The sequence below is a fragment of the Pseudomonas fluorescens genome, from assembly GCF_030344995.1.
GTDB lineage: Bacteria > Pseudomonadota > Gammaproteobacteria > Pseudomonadales > Pseudomonadaceae > Aquipseudomonas > Aquipseudomonas fluorescens_BF.
On record NZ_CP128260.1, the window covers coordinates 5,537,679 to 5,555,075 of the forward strand.

11 protein-coding genes, 2 tRNA genes and 3 rRNA genes are annotated in these 17,397 nt (G+C 57.9%); 5 read left to right on the forward strand and 11 right to left on the reverse strand.

The genetic code is table 11. The annotated features are described in order from the left end of the window. Nucleotides 1-75 precede the first annotated feature (75 nt). Entirely contained in the window at nt 76-603 is a 528-nt protein-coding gene (locus QR290_RS24835; RefSeq protein WP_289203810.1) for a lysine methyltransferase, read from the forward strand. Between the two features lie 8 nt (nt 604-611). Here QR290_RS24835 and can read toward each other — a convergent pair whose 3' ends face one another. Continuing rightward, on the reverse strand, nt 612-1,256 hold the full coding sequence (gene can / locus QR290_RS24840) for a carbonate dehydratase (RefSeq protein ID WP_007951756.1): 645 nt from the start codon (nt 1,254-1,256) through the stop codon (nt 612-614). Between the two features lie 142 nt (nt 1,257-1,398). On the opposite strand from can, the gene QR290_RS24845 reads away from it, so the two are divergent. Then, a complete protein-coding gene (locus QR290_RS24845) occupies nt 1,399-1,803 on the forward strand; it encodes a serine kinase/phosphatase (RefSeq protein ID WP_115079211.1) in 405 nt (134 codons plus the stop codon). A gap of 125 nt (nt 1,804-1,928) precedes the next feature. Here the strand turns inward: QR290_RS24845 and rimI are convergent, their stop codons facing one another. Continuing rightward, nucleotides 1,929-2,381 (reverse strand): ribosomal protein S18-alanine N-acetyltransferase, encoded by a 453-nt coding sequence (gene rimI, locus QR290_RS24850; RefSeq protein ID WP_007951758.1) that lies wholly within the window; start codon nt 2,379-2,381, stop codon nt 1,929-1,931. Continuing rightward, nucleotides 2,374-3,120, reverse strand: coding sequence for an energy transducer TonB (locus tag QR290_RS24855; RefSeq protein WP_115079212.1), 747 nt, complete (start codon nt 3,118-3,120; stop codon nt 2,374-2,376). Before QR290_RS24855 ends, rimI begins: the two co-directional genes overlap by 8 nt. A 231-nt stretch (nt 3,121-3,351) precedes the next feature. On the opposite strand from QR290_RS24855, the gene mksB reads away from it, so the two are divergent. Genes mksB through mksF form a run of 3 tightly spaced genes read left to right on the forward strand, consistent with a single transcriptional unit; the run spans nt 3,352 to nt 8,160 of the window. Next, nucleotides 3,352-4,632, forward strand: coding sequence for an Mks condensin complex protein MksB (gene mksB / locus QR290_RS24860; RefSeq protein WP_162803847.1), 1,281 nt, complete (start codon nt 3,352-3,354; stop codon nt 4,630-4,632). Further along, entirely contained in the window at nt 4,622-5,323 is a 702-nt protein-coding gene (gene mksE, locus QR290_RS24865; protein ID WP_102687511.1) for an Mks condensin complex protein MksE, read from the forward strand. The genes mksB and mksE overlap by 11 nt, the downstream gene beginning before the upstream one ends. Beyond that, nucleotides 5,320-8,160 (forward strand): Mks condensin complex protein MksF, encoded by a 2,841-nt coding sequence (gene mksF / locus QR290_RS24870; protein WP_282474796.1) that lies wholly within the window; start codon nt 5,320-5,322, stop codon nt 8,158-8,160. Before mksE ends, mksF begins: the two co-directional genes overlap by 4 nt. A 145-nt stretch (nt 8,161-8,305) precedes the next feature. Here the strand turns inward: mksF and QR290_RS24875 are convergent, their stop codons facing one another. The 8 genes from QR290_RS24875 to QR290_RS24910 all read right to left on the reverse strand — a co-directional run bounded on the left by QR290_RS24875 (nt 8,306) and on the right by QR290_RS24910 (nt 17,228). Continuing rightward, nucleotides 8,306-10,609, reverse strand: a complete 2,304-nt coding sequence (locus QR290_RS24875; RefSeq protein ID WP_115079214.1) for a PqiB family protein — start codon at nt 10,607-10,609, stop codon at nt 8,306-8,308. Next, nucleotides 10,602-11,225: a paraquat-inducible protein A gene (locus QR290_RS24880; RefSeq protein WP_115079215.1), complete on the reverse strand. Its 624-nt coding sequence runs from the start codon at nt 11,223-11,225 to the stop codon at nt 10,602-10,604. Before QR290_RS24880 ends, QR290_RS24875 begins: the two co-directional genes overlap by 8 nt. Then, nucleotides 11,212-11,871, reverse strand: coding sequence for a paraquat-inducible protein A (locus QR290_RS24885; RefSeq protein WP_007951772.1), 660 nt, complete (start codon nt 11,869-11,871; stop codon nt 11,212-11,214). Before QR290_RS24885 ends, QR290_RS24880 begins: the two co-directional genes overlap by 14 nt. Nucleotides 11,872-12,020: 149 nt before the next feature. Further along, nucleotides 12,021-12,136: ribosomal RNA gene (gene rrf / locus QR290_RS24890) — 5S ribosomal RNA — on the reverse strand. 156 nt (nt 12,137-12,292) lie between these two features. Next, nucleotides 12,293-15,183: ribosomal RNA gene (locus QR290_RS24895) — 23S ribosomal RNA — on the reverse strand. A gap of 244 nt (nt 15,184-15,427) precedes the next feature. Continuing rightward, a tRNA-Ala gene (locus QR290_RS24900) sits at nt 15,428-15,503 on the reverse strand. A gap of 30 nt (nt 15,504-15,533) precedes the next feature. Continuing rightward, nucleotides 15,534-15,610 (reverse strand) — tRNA-Ile (locus tag QR290_RS24905). Between the two features lie 81 nt (nt 15,611-15,691). Further along, nucleotides 15,692-17,228 (reverse strand): 16S ribosomal RNA (locus tag QR290_RS24910). The 16S, 23S and 5S rRNA genes sit together here with 2 tRNA genes alongside, the layout of an rRNA operon. Nucleotides 17,229-17,397: the final 169 nt, after the last annotated feature.

Here is a 17,397-nt window from a genome sequence, read left to right on the forward strand (position 1 = left end):
TCCAATCATCGTGTCGCAGGACTGACAGGACGTCAGCCGAGGGAAGTCGCGACACCGACGCCAACAGGGACCGTTATGAACACTTACGCATTACCGGGTAAACCGGCACGCGATACCGAGGGCATTTATCCGTCTGCCGGACTTCCCGTGCGCATGGGATTTCCGTCGAAACAGGATTTCGAGATTGTTCACGATCCAGAGGGCGTGCCCACCGCAGTCATAGCGTGCCGGGCATTCCTGCGAATCACCCGAATGTGCCGGATTTCAGGCCAGTTGCTGCCCTATCGCTGCCGGCAGACCCGGCAATTGCTGGCCGGTATCCATCTTTACGATCCGCGCTTTTGCGGCGCGTTCGAGCACTGTTGCGACCCGAACACCTTTCTCGACATGAGCGAGTTATGGGTGTGGGCCCTGCGCGATATTGTCGAGGGAGAACGGCTGACGGTGGACTACACCGCCACCGAAGACAAACTGCTGCGGCAGTTCGCCTGCGGTTGCGGGTCCTCGCGCTGCCGGGGGTGGATCACCGGTTACGACGAAACACCCAATCTTGAAGGCCAGCGCTATCTGCTGAGCTGGCGGCGTCGGCAAGGTTTACGCTGAATGACCGATCAAGGCGCGCCGACCGGGCGCAAGCGGTATTGCGGCGGCAATTGCTCGAAACCGCTGATCGTGGTGTTCAGGCTCTTCCAGCGGCCATCCTTGATGCCGTAGATGCAGCCGTGGATCGACAGGCTCTGCCCGCGATGCCAGGCGTTCTGGATGATGCTGGTGTGGGCGACGTTGGCCACTTGCTGGATCACGTTGAGCTCGCACAAACGATCGACCTGTTCTTCTTCGGTCGGCAGTTTGGCCAGCTCTTCGCGCTTCTCGTAGTACAGATCGCGGATCGAGCGCAGCCAGCCGTCGATCAGGCCGAACTGGCGATCCTGCATCGACGCCCGCACACCGCCGCAGCCGTAGTGCCCGGTCACCAGGATGTGTTTGACCTTGAGCACGTCCACCGCGTACTGGATCACCGACAAACAGTTGAGGTCGGTATGCAGCACCACGTTGGCAACGTTGCGGTGAACGAACAGATCGCCCGGCAGCATGCCGACGATTTCATTGGCCGGCACCCGTGCGTCGGAGCAGCCGATCCACAAATATTCCGGCGTCTGCTGGCGGGCCAGTTTGGCAAAGAAATCCGGGTCTTCCTTGGTGATCGCGTCAGCCCAACGCTCGTTGTTATCAATCAGGTCTTGTAAGTCATGCATGCTGTAAGGCCTCAAGAAAGATGCGCTGGTATGACAGTCGACCGCCCGTCGGGGTCACGCCGGGATCGTGGGTGATTTGCTTTGAATTTCTGGTGCGCCCGGTGAGTCCACCCCAGTAAGGCCCACAGTATGAGGAATTGCCATGACTGATTCACGACGTCCCTTCGATGCGGTGCAACCGGAGCCCATCGATGATAACGAAGACCGCATGGGTTCAGTGCATGAGCTGGATTTCGACGACGAACAGCCCAGTGCGAAGATCGGCGAGGAACTGCCCGAACGCGAGCGCGAACAGTTGATGCCACGTGAGCGTGTGCGCGAAGCGGGTTTCACCGGGGCATCGACTGCCGACCATGAGCCCACCGACGATGACCTGAGCCCGGAAACCCTGATCCGTGAGGACGGTGCCCGGGATGCCCAGGAGTTCGGCGGCGACAATCAGGCCGATTGGGATCTGAGCGTGGTCGACGAGGACGACATCGGCGGCGGCAACGGACTGGACGAAGCGGAACTGGCGCGCCGCGATCCGCTGGATCGCAAGCGTTGATTTGTATTGCCCGACAGGACGCCATCGCGGGCAAGCCCGCTCCCACAGAGATCCGGATCGTACTCAAATTATGTATACGACACTAAAACCTGTGGGAGCGGGCTTGCCCGCGATGCTTTAACGTTTCAGTCGACCAGCGTGCAGGCCATGACCACGGCATCTTCACGCCCGCCGACCGCCGGGTAGTAATCCCGGCGCCGACCGATCTCGTTGAAGCCATAGCGCTCGTACAGGCGAAAGGCCGACGTGTTGCTGTCGCGCACTTCCAGGAAACATTCCCGGGCATCGGCGGCGTAGGCGCGGGACATCAGGTATTCGAGCAGGGTCAGTCCAAGCCCGCGCCCCTGGTTTTCCGGCTTGACCGTGATGTTGAGCAGGTGCGCCTCATCAAGAATGATCTGCACCACCCCGTGCCCCACTTGCTGCTCACCTTCGAACATCAGCCAGATCTGGTACTTGCCCAGACCGTCGAGAAAAATCCCGCGGGTCCACGGATGGCTGTACGCGGCGAATTCAATCTTCAGCACAGCGTCCAGATCCGCCTCGGTCATCGGGCGAAACGATACAGCGTCACTCATTCGATTCTTTCCAGCGCGCCATCAGCCGACGCATGGCTTGCCACACGGCGGCCTTGCGCTGTGGCTCTTCCATCAACAATTCCAGCCCCGGCACGGCCCACGCCAGGCCAAGACCCTCGATTTGCAACTCACTGTTGAACGCCTCGGCATCTGCTTCACCGGCAAAGCGCACCGCCGGCAGGCCGATCAGCCACAGGCAGGCGCACGGCGCCGCCTCCATCTGCACCGACAGGAAACCCTGGACGAAATCCCGGGCCGCTTCCGGGCCCTGATCCATCGTGCCGCGGTTCAGCCACGGCCAGCGCACCGGCTCACCGACAATCTGCGGCGCGTCCGGCAGACCGGCGGCACGCAGCATGTCCTTGAGCAACAGATAAGCAGGATCGCGGGACTGGAAAGCTTCGCCTGTGGGTAACTCCACCAGCAGCAGGCAACGGCCGGCGCGCAGCAATTGCAGGGCAAAACGCGGTGGCGGGACCGGTGCCGGCTTGGCCACCACGGGTGTTTCGTCGACTTCTTCGACCGGTTTGGCGCCCGTGCGGGTGCTGGCCGGCGAAGGTCGCGGAATCTCGATTTTCGGCCGCTCGACCGGACGCGCGGCCGGCTGCACCGGCGCTTCGGCCGGGGTTGCCGGGATCACCGGCGCAGCAATTTCGGGCTCGGGCATGTCCAGCAGCTCGGGCCGCGACGGCGCAGCAAAGGGCAATTCGGTGCGCGGCAGCCAGTTGACCACCTGCATGGCGTTCAAATAGGCGCGGCGGCGGGACTCGATTAGCAAGGGTCGGCCACTTGTGGATAACTGAAGTGCGCTGATTCTACCGCCCTTCGCTCAAGATCGCGCGCTGTTGATCGATAGTCTTGACCGATACCTTGACGCAAAGAAAAGCGACAGCCCGTCCCGAGAGTGAATCGCATCCTTCGTGATGCAGTACAATCGCGGCTTTTAATCGCCAACCAGCCGGCCATTCCGATGATCGAACCCAAGCGCGTCTTGCGCGCCCTCGCTGAACACTGGGCACTTCTGGAGCCACTGTGCGAGCACTTCGACCAGGGCACCCTGAGCCTCAACGAACTGCGCACGCAACTGGCCGCCCAGCAACTGGACAGCACGCCGCAGGACATCACCAGCCTGCTCGACGTGTGGATCCGCCTCGACATTCTGGTTCCCGTGGCCAAAAGCCCGAACCGTTTCGAGCTCAATGCGCAGATTCACGACTTCCTCGCCTACCTGCGCCGCGAGCACCGTCTGGGCCTGTGCCTGGAGATCGAAGCCTATCTGCGTCACCTCGAGCGTCTGGCCGGTTATATCCAGGACGCGTTCGACGTCCGCGACGGCAATGATCTGGCGCGTCAGCTGCGTCTGCTCGACATGCGCGTGCGCGACGTTCTGAAGAAACTCGACAACGACGAACAGGCGCTGGTGGCCGTGGCCGAGCGGGCCAAGACCAGCGACCGGCAGATTCCGCTGCGTCAGCGTTATGCCGAAGTACTGGCGACGTGGGACGAATACGTCGAGCCGATGATCGATCTGGTGAACGCCGACGGTGCTTTCGAGCAAGGCGTGCGCAAGGTCGAAACCGTGCTGTTGAAGATGCTCAGCGAACAGCAGCGCCTTGGCCATCTGGTCGATGACGACATGCTGCTGCGCACCCACGCGCGCATCCTCGAAATGCAGACCAGCGCCCAGTTGACCCTGCGTCACGCCCGCGAGTTGCTGCTGCCGCTGCGTGAAGAAGCGCGCCGGCACAACGCCGTGACCCGTGGTGCTGCGCTGGCGCTGGCCGCGATCCGCCGCAAAGGCATCGACGCCGTGCCACAAGCCGCGATGCCGCTGTTCACCCGGCCGCAAAGCACCTTTCTCGGCAGCGCCAGTCAGGTCGAAGCCTATGTCTACGCCCTGGCCCGTTTCGAGCCGAAACCGGCGCGTTTCCCCAAGGCGCACAAATCGCAAAAGACCGGCGATGCCCCACGTGCACCGCGCACCGTGCGCGAGATGGTCGACCGCTGCGAAGAATCCCTGCCGATGCCGGACCTGATGACCTGGCTGCTGGAGCAGGAACCGGACGGCGCGACCGACGAATTGCTTTACTGGTTCTCGCGCCTTTCGCGGGAAAAACGCTTCAAGCGCGAGCGTCTGGAACGCCGCGAATACCATACTCACGAGCACCAGGTCAGCCTGCGCTCCTTCGCCCTGCTCTCGGCCGGCGACACCGCCGCCGAGGATTCTGCGAGCATCCCCAATGCATCTTGATCTATCCGAACTGTCGCAACTCGCGCCGATCTTCCGCGAGCTGTTCAAGGGTTACCACGTCAGCCGCCGCGACCCGGAGCTGTACGCGCAACTGTCGAACTTCCAGGACCAGTACCGCACGCTGTTCAAGGCACTGGGTTTTGAACTGGTGTGCGACACCCGTGGTTTCTACTACTTCGTGCCGGACATGGCTGCGGCGGCGGTGAACAAGACAGCTCAGCGTCTGGCGCTGTTCACCTTCATCCTTGTCGAGCATCTGGCCGATCAGGGCCGCGATCCGATCGCCGTACTCGACGGCGGAAGCCTCGGCCGCGAAGAGCTGCCATCGCTGCTTGAGAAGTACCGTGACCTGTTCATCCAGGCCGAAGTGCAGACCGTTGAAGAGCTCGAAGAAAAAATCATGCGCCGCATGACCCAGCTCGGTTTCGCCAGCGAGGAAAACGGCGTGTACCGTTTCCTGCCGCCGATGCACCGTTTCCTTGACGTCTGCCTGTCGGTTCAACAGGACCGCGATCTGGCGGCCAGCGTGCACAGCGTCCTGCCGCTGCCGGCACCGGTGCTGATCGACGAAGCCGCCGAGGCCAAATTCCTCGCCACCGACGATCCGCTCGATCTTTCCGAATTTGATGAAGAGAGCGAAGAAGACGCACTGGCCAGAGCCATTGCCGAAGAACAGGAGTCCGACGCATGAGCCAGGAACGCTACGGCATCCGCCGCTTTGCCCTTTTGAACACCGCCGGTTACAGCCTCGGCCTGTTCCCGCTGGAAGAACCGCTGTCGGTCTATGGCGCGAACAACCTCGGCAAATCCGCCTCGATCAACGCCTTGCAGTTCCCGATCCTGGCGCGCATGTCGGACATGAGTTTCGGCAAATACAGCCTGGAACAATCCCGGCGCTTCTACTTTGCCTCCGACACCAGCTACATCCTCGTCGAAGTGAACCTGCCCCACGGCCCGCACGTGATCGGCGTGGTCGGTCGCGGCCCGGGTGGCGGTTTCGGTCACCAGTTCTTTGCCTATGCCGGCAAGCTCGATCTGGCGCATTACCAGAAAAACGACACCTGCCTGCGGCAGAAAGAGCTGTTCAGCAACCTTGAGAAAGAAGGCCTGAAGGCTTACGAACTCAAGCCCGATGAACTGCGTCGTTTGCTGGTTGGCGGTCACACGTCGATCCCGCTCGACTTGACGCTGATTCCGCTGCGCTCCACCAGCGAGCAGAGCCTGAAGACCTTCCGCGCGCTGTTCATCAACCTGCTGCACATGCGCGAAATCACCGCAGCCAAGCTCAAGCAATTGTTCCTCGATGCCTTCGAACACAGCCTGCGTTCCGGCAGCGTCGATTACATCGCCGCGTGCGAAGAAGCCTTCCGCGACGTGCGTCGCATGGAACAGGACTACAACTCGCTGGTAGCTGCCGGCCCGTTGGTCGAAGCCTTGTCCAATGGCGTGAAACAGCGCGACGTGCTGCGCGGCAAACTGCATCGCCTGTCGCCGTTGCTCGACTCGCTGCTCGGTACCTGGTCGGACTACGCCACGGCGCGCAAGGAAGAGCTGACGATTCAGGCCGAACACTACCGTCGCGAGCAGGACGATCTGCAAAACGATCAGCGCGGTGGCACTCAGGAACTGATGCGTCTGGAGCGGGAAATCTCCGGCATCCAGCGCTGGCTCGGTGAATTGTCCGTTCTGAAGAACCGCTTCGCGCTGGTCGATGACGTCAAGGTTCTGGAGCAGCAACTGCTGGCGGCCAAGGACGCTCACGACGAACTGGCCGGTGCGCTGGCGCAGTCCCGTCAATTCAGCGCCGAGGATCTCGAAGAACGTCTTCGTGATCTGGAAAAACGCCTGAAGTCGGTGAAGCAGCAACTCGATCACGCCGACAACAACAGCTATGCCCGCCTGCGCGAAGAGTTCTCGCAACAGGATGTCGAGCGCCTGATGCGTCTGTTCAACAGCGCGCTGTTCAGCTTGCCGCTGGGCGAGCACGGCATCACCCTCGATGAGAACGGCGAGTGGGTGAAGTCCGTGGAGCTGATTCTCGACGGCTTCAAGGGCGAGCGTTTCGAAGTGCCGGGCCTGTCGATCGACATCTCGCACATCGAGCCGCCGGCCCTGCAAGCGCTGGCCGACCGTGCCGCGTTGCGCGACCAGAAAGAGCGTCTGGAAAAAGAGCTCAAGCAACTCAAGACCCAACAAGCCGTGGCCGCCGACCGCGCCGCGAGCAAGACCCAGACCGAAGCGCTGTACCAGCAGGTACTGGATGCGCAGAAAGCGCTGGAAGATTTCCGTCGTACCCAGACCCTGAGCGCCGAAGAAGGCGACAAGCTGGAGCAACTGGCGCAGATGGAAGCGGCGCAGGACGAACTCAAGCGTTCCAGTGATGCGTTCACCGAGCGCGTCCAGCAACTGTCGGCCAAGCTGCAACTGGTCGGCCGGCAGATCGCCGACATGGAAGCCAAGCAACGCACCCTCGACGATGCCCTGCGTCGCCGTCAGTTGCTGCCGGCAGACCTGCCGTTCGGCACGCCGTTCATGGATCCGGTCGACGACTCGATGGACAACCTGCTGCCGCTGCTCAACGACTATCAGGACAGCTGGCAAGGCCTGCTGCGCGCTGATGGCCAGATCGAAGCGCTGTACGCGCAGGTACGCCTGAAGGGCGTGGCCAAGTTCGACAGCGAAGACGACATGGAACGCCGCCTGTCTCTGCTGATCAACGCTTACGCGCACCGTACCGACGAAGCCCTGACCCTCGGCAAAGCCCGTCGTGCCGCCGTGACCGATATTGCACGGACCCTGCGCAATATCCGCAGTGACTACGACAGCCTCGAGCACCAACTGGCGCTGTTCAACCGCGAGATCAACAAGCGTCAGGTGTCCAACCTGCAGAGCTTCCGCATCGTGCTGGCGCCGAACAAAGAAGCGCTCAAGCACATCGACCAGATCATCCACAGCGCCGGTCAGTACGAAGAAGGCGAAACCCTGTCGGTGTTCGACCTGAGCCAAAGTGCGGAACAGGACAACAAGAACGAAGAGGCCAAGGAATACCTGGCGCGGCTGGTGGCCGCGAACCACAACCAGCTCGGCCTCAAGGACTTGTTCGAACTGGCGTTCGAGATCACCAAGGTCAACGGCCAGCCGGTGATCCACACCGACATCGACGGCGCGGCGTCCAACGGCACCACGATGACCATCAAGGCGCTGACCAACATGTACTTGTTGCTGCACTTGATGGACCGCGACCTGGCCGGTCGTGTGCGTCTGCCGTACTACCTCGACGAGGCGGCGGACATCGACGAGAAGAACCAGGCTGCGCTGCTGGAAACCAGCCTGCAACTGGGCTTCGTGCCGATTCTGGCGAGTGTGAAGCCGCAGGTCTGCGCCAGTGTCGCCATCGACCTGGAAGGCGGCAGCGGTCCGGCCGGGATCTACATCGACGAGGCGGACTGGAAGTACATCCGTCGCCACGATGTGGTGAAGGCCACGATCAACGTCGAAGCGGACGAGCCGGAGCTGGATGCGGTTTGATGCGTAACTGACGGGTACAAAAAAGGGCCGCGATCCATTGGATCGCGGCCCTTTTTTTATGTCTTGAAATTTTGTGCTGAATGACAGGGCCTCTTCGCTGGCAAGCCCGCGAAGGCGTCCTCAACGACGCCCCATATTTCCCGGATTATTTACCGAGGGGGATTTTCGGTGCCCAGTTCAGCCACTCGTCTTCGAACTTGTCGAACAACGGGAAGGTCTGTTCGGCGCGGGCCGGGTTACCCATCTTTTCGCCGTCCGGTGTGGCGAAGGCGATGCCGCCCTGGATCGCTGTTTCAAGCGACTCGGTGCGTACGGTCAAACCATTGAACAAGCCGATGTCGAAACCGACTCCGCTGGTGTTCCAGAAACGACTGCCGCTGCGCACCAGTGGCGCGTACTTCGGTTCGATCAGGATATGCACCAATACGCGATCAGCTGTCTGGCCCAGTTCGTAACCGGTGACTTTGCCCACGGTGATCTCGCGGTAAGTCACGGGAACGCCCGGCTTGAGCGAACCGCGACGAGCAGCGCTCAGTACCAGACTCAAGCCAGCCTCTTGCTTGGTGACTTCCGGCGGATTGGCCAGGGCCACGAAGTTCTTCTGCGGGCCGAGGTTCTTGGCAGCCGGTTGCACTTCGATGTACTGGCCGGTGACCAGGGTCTCCAGGTTCGAGGTCTTGATCAGCCCCAACTCCGGTTTGACCACCCAGAACTGACTACCGACCCGGGCAATCTTCTCCGGCACTTCGGTGATGCGCGCGGTGAGGATCACCGATTGCAGATCATCGGTCAGGTCGACACTTTCGATCTTGCCGACGTCCAGGCCCTTGAAGCGAACCGGGGTGCCGCTGCGCAGACCGTCCGCGCGATCGACCTTGATGGTGACGACTGCGCCTTTCTGATTCGCTTCATCATGATTGGCGAACAGACGGAAGCGTGGAATGCGTTTTTGCAGTGGAGCCTTGGCTTGCGGCGTTTCGAAGGCGATGCCGCCGGCCATCAGGGTCTGCAGCGATTCACTCTTGACCTGAATGCCGCCGGTCAAACCGCCGGTCAGCGTGACGCCGCTGACGTTCCAGAACCGGGTCGAGGCGTTGACCAGGTTTTCGTATTCCTTCTCGATGTGGACGCCGATCACCAGTTGTTTGCGGGTCTTGGAGAACTGATAGCTCTGCACCGAACCGACCTTGACCTGCTTGTAGAGAATCGGGCTGCCGACGTCGATCGAACCGAGGGTGTCGGTGAACAGCACCAGATGCAGGCCGGGTGCGCGCAGATCCAGCGGCGGCGCTTTTGGCCGGGCTTCAAATTCACGTTGTGGCGCACCACCCTTGTCGCCCGGACGGACCGCGATGTAGTTACCTTTTACCAACGCTTCCAGACCGGTGATGCCAGCCAGGGAGATCGAAGGCTTGACCACCCAGAATTGCGTGCCGGTGACCAGATAATCTTCGGCCAGCGGATCAAGGGTCAGCTCGGCGGTGGCGCTGGACAGGTCCGGATCGATCTTCAGCGCTTTCAGGTTACCGACCTGAATGCCCTTGTACATCACCGGGGTACGCCCGGCCTGCAGGCCTTCGAAATCGCTGAGTTTGACCTTTACACGGATGCCGGCGGCGGCCGCGTCGAAGTCTTCGTAAAGGCGAAACGGCAGGCTCGGATCGGTGGGCGGGCTGTCCTTGCGGTTCTCAGGGGTGGCGAAGGCAATACCGCCAGCGACAATGCTGGCCAGGGACTCGCTGCGCACTTTCACGCCGGACAGGTTGGCGTCGATGCTGATGCCGCTGGCGTTCCAGAAACGGGTGTGTTTGCGCACCAGTTTGGCGTAGGTCGGTTCGATGAAAACCTTGAGCTCGACCGTGCTCTGGTCTTCCGACAGCACGTAACTTTTGATCTGACCGACTTTGATCTGCTTGTAGAACACCGGGCTGCCGCGATTCAACGACCCCAGACGATCGGCCTTGATCGTCAGGTGCAGACCGGGCTTCGAATCCGAGAGTGGCGGCTCTTCGGCCAGGGCCTTGAACTTGCGGGTCGGCTCGCCTTCGCCGGGACTGATGGCCACGTAGTTACCCGATACCAGGGTTTCCAGACCGGTGATCCCGGCCAGGGTCACGCTCGGTTTGACCAGCCAGAAACGGGTGCTGGTCTTCAGGTACTGATCGACATCCTTGTTCATCTCGATGGTTGCGATGACACCTTTGGAGTTGCCTTCATCATCGAGCTTGAGGGCTTTCACCTTGCCGACCGGCATGCCTTTGTAGACCACTTCGGTCTTGTTGGCCTGAATGCCTTCACCACTTTCAAAACGCACCTGAATCTCGATGCCGGTTTCGTTGTAGGCACGCCAGCCGAGCCAACCGCCGATAATCAGGGCGATCAGGGGCAACACCCAGATGGCAGACCAGTTCGAAGCCGGTCGGGTTTTCGCTACAGGCAAATCAGTCATGGTCGGCGTCCGACTCCGTGTTATCCCAAATCAGTCGGGGATCGAAAGTGACAGCGGCAAGCATCGTCAGAATCACCACACTGGCGAAGGCGACGGCGCCAAGATTGGCTTCGACGCTGGCAAGCCGGCCGAAGTTGACGACCGCCACCAGAATGGCGATCACAAAAATATCGAGCATCGACCAGCGGCCGATGAACTCGATGAAACGGTACATCCAGATCCGTTGACGGGCGGACAATGGCTGGCGGCGTTGTACAGAAAACAGCAGCAACGCGATGCCCACCAGCTTGAACGTCGGCACCAGGATACTGGCGATGAACACCACGGCGGCGATTGGAATCATGCCGTGCTGCACCAGCTGGATGACGCCGGACATGATCGTGCTCGGATCACCTTGCCCTAGAGAGCTGACAGTCATGATCGGCAGCACGTTGGCCGGGATGTAGATAATCGCAGCCGTGATCAGCAGCGCCCAGGTTCGCGCGAGGCTATTGGGCCGCCGGGCGTGGACCAGCGCACCGCATCGGGTGCAGGTCTGCACATCGCTGTCGGTTTCCTGCCTGTTCAGTTCGTGGCATTCGGTACAGATCAGAATGCCTGCATCAATCGCCCGCATGGGCATCTTCTCCTGATAACGCCTGCCAGATCTGGTGCGGCGACATCACCACTTCGAGCCAGACCTGAACCAGTAACAAGCCGATGAAACACGCCAGACCGAGGCCCACGGTGATAGCCGCCATGTCCGCCAGTTTGACAATCGCGACCAGGACGCCCATGAGGTAGACCTCGAGCATGCCCCAGTCTTTGAGGTGGTGATAAATGCGGTAGAGCAGCAAGCCATAACTGCGTCCGATGTTGAAACGGATCGTCAGCAACACGATCAACTGACACAACAGTTTCAACAGTGGAATCGCCATGCTGCAAAGGAATACGACAACCGAAACACCGCGCATATCGGTGTTGAACAGACCGATCACACCGCTCCAGACCGTGTCCTGCGACGATTGCCCGAGAACATTGAGCTGCATGATGGGTAAAAAGTTCGCCGGCACGTAGAGCAACAGCGCGGCAATGACCAGGGCGAGGCTGCGCTGCACCACGTTATGACGGTGAGCATATAGTTCGTAACCGCAGCGTGGGCAGAGGGCTTTTTCGCCGTGAGCAAGCTTGGGCTTGCGCATCAGCAGATCGCACTCATGGCAGGCCACCAAGTCATCCAGCGGTAAATCTGACAGCCCGGGGGCGTCAACCGAATCCGACATAAGGGCTCTGGCTCCGAAAAAGTTGGGATCTATTCTAGTGTTCTGATTCGAAAATAACTGTGCAAATTTGTTCGCTGACGCGAGCAAAAACTTTCCTGCGGACAAAACAAAACCCCAACTGCTTTCGCAATTGGGGTTTCGGAATTTAATCTTGACGATGACCTACTCTCACATGGGGAAACCCCACACTACCATCGGCGATGCATCGTTTCACTTCTGAGTTCGGGATGGGATCAGGTGGTTCCAACGCTCTATGGTCGTCAAGAAATTCGGGTACTGAGTCGTGGCCGGATGGCCTCGCTTCAGCAAATTGGGTATGTGACAGCTTTCGGTGTTTTGTGAGCATCGAACTTTCGGTTCATTGCGTCTTCACACACCGCAATCTGGCCTCTTTCGAGTCTGCAGATTGCTTGGGTGTTATATGGTCAAGCCTCACGGGCAATTAGTATTGGTTAGCTCAACGCCTCACAGCGCTTACACACCCAACCTATCAACGTCGTAGTCTTCGACGGCCCTTCAGGGAACTCAAGGTTCCAGTGAGATCTCATCTTGAGGCAAGTTTCCCGCTTAGATGCTTTCAGCGGTTATCTTTCCCGAACATAGCTACCCGGCAATGCCACTGGCGTGACAACCGGAACACCAGAGGTTCGTCCACTCCGGTCCTCTCGTACTAGGAGCAGCCCCTCTCAAATCTCAAACGTCCACGGCAGATAGGGACCGAACTGTCTCACGACGTTCTAAACCCAGCTCGCGTACCACTTTAAATGGCGAACAGCCATACCCTTGGGACCGGCTTCAGCCCCAGGATGTGATGAGCCGACATCGAGGTGCCAAACACCGCCGTCGATATGAACTCTTGGGCGGTATCAGCCTGTTATCCCCGGAGTACCTTTTATCCGTTGAGCGATGGCCCTTCCATACAGAACCACCGGATCACTAAGACCTACTTTCGTACCTGCTCGACGTGTCTGTCTCGCAGTCAAGCGCGCTTTTGCCTTTATACTCTACGACCGATTTCCGACCGGTCTGAGCGCACCTTCGTACTCCTCCGTTACTCTTTAGGAGGAGACCGCCCCAGTCAAACTACCCACCATACACTGTCCTCGATCCGGATAACGGACCTGAGTTAGAACCTCAAAGTTGCCAGGGTGGTATTTCAAGGATGGCTCCACGCGAACTGGCGTCCACGCTTCAAAGCCTCCCACCTATCCTACACAAGCAAATTCAAAGTCCAGTGCAAAGCTATAGTAAAGGTTCACGGGGTCTTTCCGTCTAGCCGCGGATACACTGCATCTTCACAGCGATTTCAATTTCACTGAGTCTCGGGTGGAGACAGCGCCGCCATCGTTACGCCATTCGTGCAGGTCGGAACTTACCCGACAAGGAATTTCGCTACCTTAGGACCGTTATAGTTACGGCCGCCGTTTACCGGGGCTTCGATCAAGAGCTTCGCGTTAGCTAACCCCATCAATTAACCTTCCGGCACCGGGCAGGCGTCACACCCTATACGTCCACTTTCGTGTTTGCAGAGTGCTGTGTTTTTAATAAACAGTCGCAGCGGCCTGGTATCTTCGACCGGCGTGGGCTTACGCAGCAAGTGCTTCACCCTCACCGGCGCACCTTCTCCCGAAGTTACGGTGCCATTTTGCCTAGTTCCTTCACCCGAGTTCTCTCAAGCGCCTTGGTATTCTCTACCCAACCACCTGTGTCGGTTTGGGGTACGGTTCCTGGTTATCTGAAGCTTAGAAGCTTTTCTTGGAAGCATGGCATCAACCACTTCGTCGCCTAAAGGCAACTCGTCATCAGCTCTCGGCCTTGGAATCCCGGATTTACCTAAGATTCCAGCCTACCACCTTAAACTTGGACAACCAACGCCAAGCTGGCCTAGCCTTCTCCGTCCCTCCATCGCAATAACCAGAAGTACAGGAATATTAACCTGTTTTCCATCGACTACGCTTTTCAGCCTCGCCTTAGGGACCGACTAACCCTGCGTCGATTAACGTTGCGCAGGAAACCTTGGTCTTTCGGCGTGGGTGTTTTTCACACCCATTGTCGTTACTCATGTCAGCATTCGCACTTCTGATACCTCCAGCAAGCTTCTCAACTCACCTTCACAGGCTTACAGAACGCTCCTCTACCGCATCACTTACGTGATACCCGTAGCTTCGGTGTATGGTTTGAGCCCCGTTACATCTTCCGCGCAGGCCGACTCGACTAGTGAGCTATTACGCTTTCTTTAAAGGGTGGCTGCTTCTAAGCCAACCTCCTAGCTGTCTAAGCCTTCCCACATCGTTTCCCACTTAACCATAACTTTGGGACCTTAGCTGACGGTCTGGGTTGTTTCCCTTTTCACGACGGACGTTAGCACCCGCCGTGTGTCTCCCATGCTCGGCACTTGTAGGTATTCGGAGTTTGCATCGGTTTGGTAAGTCGGGATGACCCCCTAGCCGAAACAGTGCTCTACCCCCTACAGTGATACATGAGGCGCTACCTAAATAGCTTTCGAGGAGAACCAGCTATCTCCGAGCTTGATTAGCCTTTCACTCCGATCCACAGGTCATCCGCTAACTTTTCAACGGTAGTCGGTTCGGTCCTCCAGTCAGTGTTACCTAACCTTCAACCTGCCCATGGATAGATCGCCCGGTTTCGGGTCTATTCCCAGCGACTAGACGCCCTATTAAGACTCGCTTTCGCTACGCCTCCCCTATTCGGTTAAGCTCGCCACTGAAAATAAGTCGCTGACCCATTATACAAAAGGTACGCAGTCACAGAACAAAGTCTGCTCCCACTGCTTGTACGCATACGGTTTCAGGATCTATTTCACTCCCCTCTCCGGGGTTCTTTTCGCCTTTCCCTCACGGTACTAGTTCACTATCGGTCAGTCAGTAGTATTTAGCCTTGGAGGATGGTCCCCCCATATTCAGACAAAGTTTCTCGTGCTCCGTCCTACTCGATTTCATGACTAAGAGACTTTCGCGTACAGGGCTATCACCCACTATGGCCGCACTTTCCAGAGCGTTCCGCTAATCTCAAAGCCACTTAAGGGCTAGTCCCCGTTCGCTCGCCACTACTAAGGGAATCTCGGTTGATTTCTTTTCCTCAGGGTACTTAGATGTTTCAGTTCCCCTGGTTCGCCTCTTGCACCTATGTATTCAGTACAAGATAACCATCTTATGATGGCTGGGTTCCCCCATTCAGACATCTCCGGATCAAAGTCTGTTTGCCGACTCCCCGAAGCTTTTCGCAGGCTACCACGTCTTTCATCGCCTCTGACTGCCAAGGCATCCACCGTATGCGCTTCTTCACTTGACCATATAACCCCAAGCAATCTGGTTATACTGTGAAGACGACATTCGCCGAAAATTCGAATTTCTCAATTAAGAGAACTCACAAATTTTACCTTAGCCTGATCACCACCAGTGAAAGTGGCTTTCAGTCTATCTTTCTATCACATACCCAAATTTTTAAAGAACGAACCAGTCAAAGACTAGAAATCAACATTCACCATCAACTCGATGGAATGCTCATTTCTAAGCTCTTACTTCAGAAGCAGTAGTGGTGGAGCCAAGCGGGATCGAACCGCTGACCTCCTGCGTGCAAGGCAGGCGCTCTCCCAGCTGAGCTATGGCCCCGTATTTCTACAGGCGTTTCCCACACAAAATTGGTGGGTCTGGGCAGATTCGAACTGCCGACCTCACCCTTATCAGGGGTGCGCTCTAACCAACTGAGCTACAGACCCAATTTCGGGCTGCTTCTTTCGTCTTCTTCAATGAATCAAGCAATTCGTGTGGGAACTTATGGAGCAGCTGATGTCGTCGATTAAGGAGGTGATCCAGCCGCAGGTTCCCCTACGGCTACCTTGTTACGACTTCACCCCAGTCATGAATCACACCGTGGTAACCGTCCTCCCGAAGGTTAGACTAGCTACTTCTGGTGCAACCCACTCCCATGGTGTGACGGGCGGTGTGTACAAGGCCCGGGAACGTATTCACCGCGACATTCTGATTCGCGATTACTAGCGATTCCGACTTCACGCAGTCGAGTTGCAGACTGCGATCCGGACTACGATCGGTTTTATGGGATTAGCTCCACCTCGCGGCTTGGCAACCCTTTGTACCGACCATTGTAGCACGTGTGTAGCCCAGGCCGTAAGGGCCATGATGACTTGACGTCATCCCCACCTTCCTCCGGTTTGTCACCGGCAGTCTCCTTAGAGTGCCCACCATAACGTGCTGGTAACTAAGGACAAGGGTTGCGCTCGTTACGGGACTTAACCCAACATCTCACGACACGAGCTGACGACAGCCATGCAGCACCTGTCTCAATGTTCCCGAAGGCACCAATCCATCTCTGGAAAGTTCATTGGATGTCAAGGCCTGGTAAGGTTCTTCGCGTTGCTTCGAATTAAACCACATGCTCCACCGCTTGTGCGGGCCCCCGTCAATTCATTTGAGTTTTAACCTTGCGGCCGTACTCCCCAGGCGGTCAACTTAATGCGTTAGCTGCGCCACTAAGAGCTCAAGGCTCCCAACGGCTAGTTGACATCGTTTACGGCGTGGACTACCAGGGTATCTAATCCTGTTTGCTCCCCACGCTTTCGCACCTCAGTGTCAGTATCAGTCCAGGTGGTCGCCTTCGCCACTGGTGTTCCTTCCTATATCTACGCATTTCACCGCTACACAGGAAATTCCACCACCCTCTACCATACTCTAGCTCGCCAGTTTTGGATGCAGTTCCCAGGTTGAGCCCGGGGATTTCACATCCAACTTAACGAACCACCTACGCGCGCTTTACGCCCAGTAATTCCGATTAACGCTTGCACCCTCTGTATTACCGCGGCTGCTGGCACAGAGTTAGCCGGTGCTTATTCTGTCGGTAACGTCAAAATTGCAGAGTATTAATCTACAACCCTTCCTCCCAACTTAAAGTGCTTTACAATCCGAAGACCTTCTTCACACACGCGGCATGGCTGGATCAGGCTTTCGCCCATTGTCCAATATTCCCCACTGCTGCCTCCCGTAGGAGTCTGGACCGTGTCTCAGTTCCAGTGTGACTGATCATCCTCTCAGACCAGTTACGGATCGTCGCCTTGGTGAGCCATTACCTCACCAACTAGCTAATCCGACCTAGGCTCATCTGATAGCGCAAGGCCCGAAGGTCCCCTGCTTTCTCCCGTAGGACGTATGCGGTATTAGCGTTCCTTTCGAAACGTTGTCCCCCACTACCAGGCAGATTCCTAGGCATTACTCACCCGTCCGCCGCTGAATTCAGGAGCAAGCTCCCTTCATCCGCTCGACTTGCATGTGTTAGGCCTGCCGCCAGCGTTCAATCTGAGCCATGATCAAACTCTTCAGTTCAAACATCTTTGGGTTTTTAAGAAACCCTAAACTTGGCTCAGCAATCGTTGGTTACATCTTTGATTTCTCGCGGAGTAACTTGTGATGCTGATAATCTTGTTGACTATCAGTCTGACTCCACAAGCACCCACACGAATTGCTTGATTCAGTTGTTAAAGAGCGGTTGGTT

Bases quoted from the DNA above. Each gene is read 5' to 3' on its own strand.
- QR290_RS24835 (WP_289203810.1), top strand. From the start codon at position 76: ATGAACACTTACGCATTACCGGGTAAACCGGCACGCGATACCGAGGGC.
- can (WP_007951756.1), bottom strand. From the start codon at position 1,256: ATGCATGACTTACAAGACCTGATTGATAACAACGAGCGTTGGGCTGAC.
- QR290_RS24845 (WP_115079211.1), top strand. From the start codon at position 1,399: ATGACTGATTCACGACGTCCCTTCGATGCGGTGCAACCGGAGCCCATC.
- rimI (WP_007951758.1), bottom strand. From the start codon at position 2,381: ATGAGTGACGCTGTATCGTTTCGCCCGATGACCGAGGCGGATCTGGAC.
- QR290_RS24855 (WP_115079212.1), bottom strand. From the start codon at position 3,120: ATGCAGGTGGTCAACTGGCTGCCGCGCACCGAATTGCCCTTTGCTGCG.
- mksB (WP_162803847.1), top strand. From the start codon at position 3,352: ATGATCGAACCCAAGCGCGTCTTGCGCGCCCTCGCTGAACACTGGGCA.
- mksE (WP_102687511.1), top strand. From the start codon at position 4,622: ATGCATCTTGATCTATCCGAACTGTCGCAACTCGCGCCGATCTTCCGC.
- mksF (WP_282474796.1), top strand. From the start codon at position 5,320: ATGAGCCAGGAACGCTACGGCATCCGCCGCTTTGCCCTTTTGAACACC.
- QR290_RS24875 (WP_115079214.1), bottom strand. From the start codon at position 10,609: ATGACTGATTTGCCTGTAGCGAAAACCCGACCGGCTTCGAACTGGTCT.
- QR290_RS24880 (WP_115079215.1), bottom strand. From the start codon at position 11,225: ATGCGGGCGATTGATGCAGGCATTCTGATCTGTACCGAATGCCACGAA.
- QR290_RS24885 (WP_007951772.1), bottom strand. From the start codon at position 11,871: ATGTCGGATTCGGTTGACGCCCCCGGGCTGTCAGATTTACCGCTGGAT.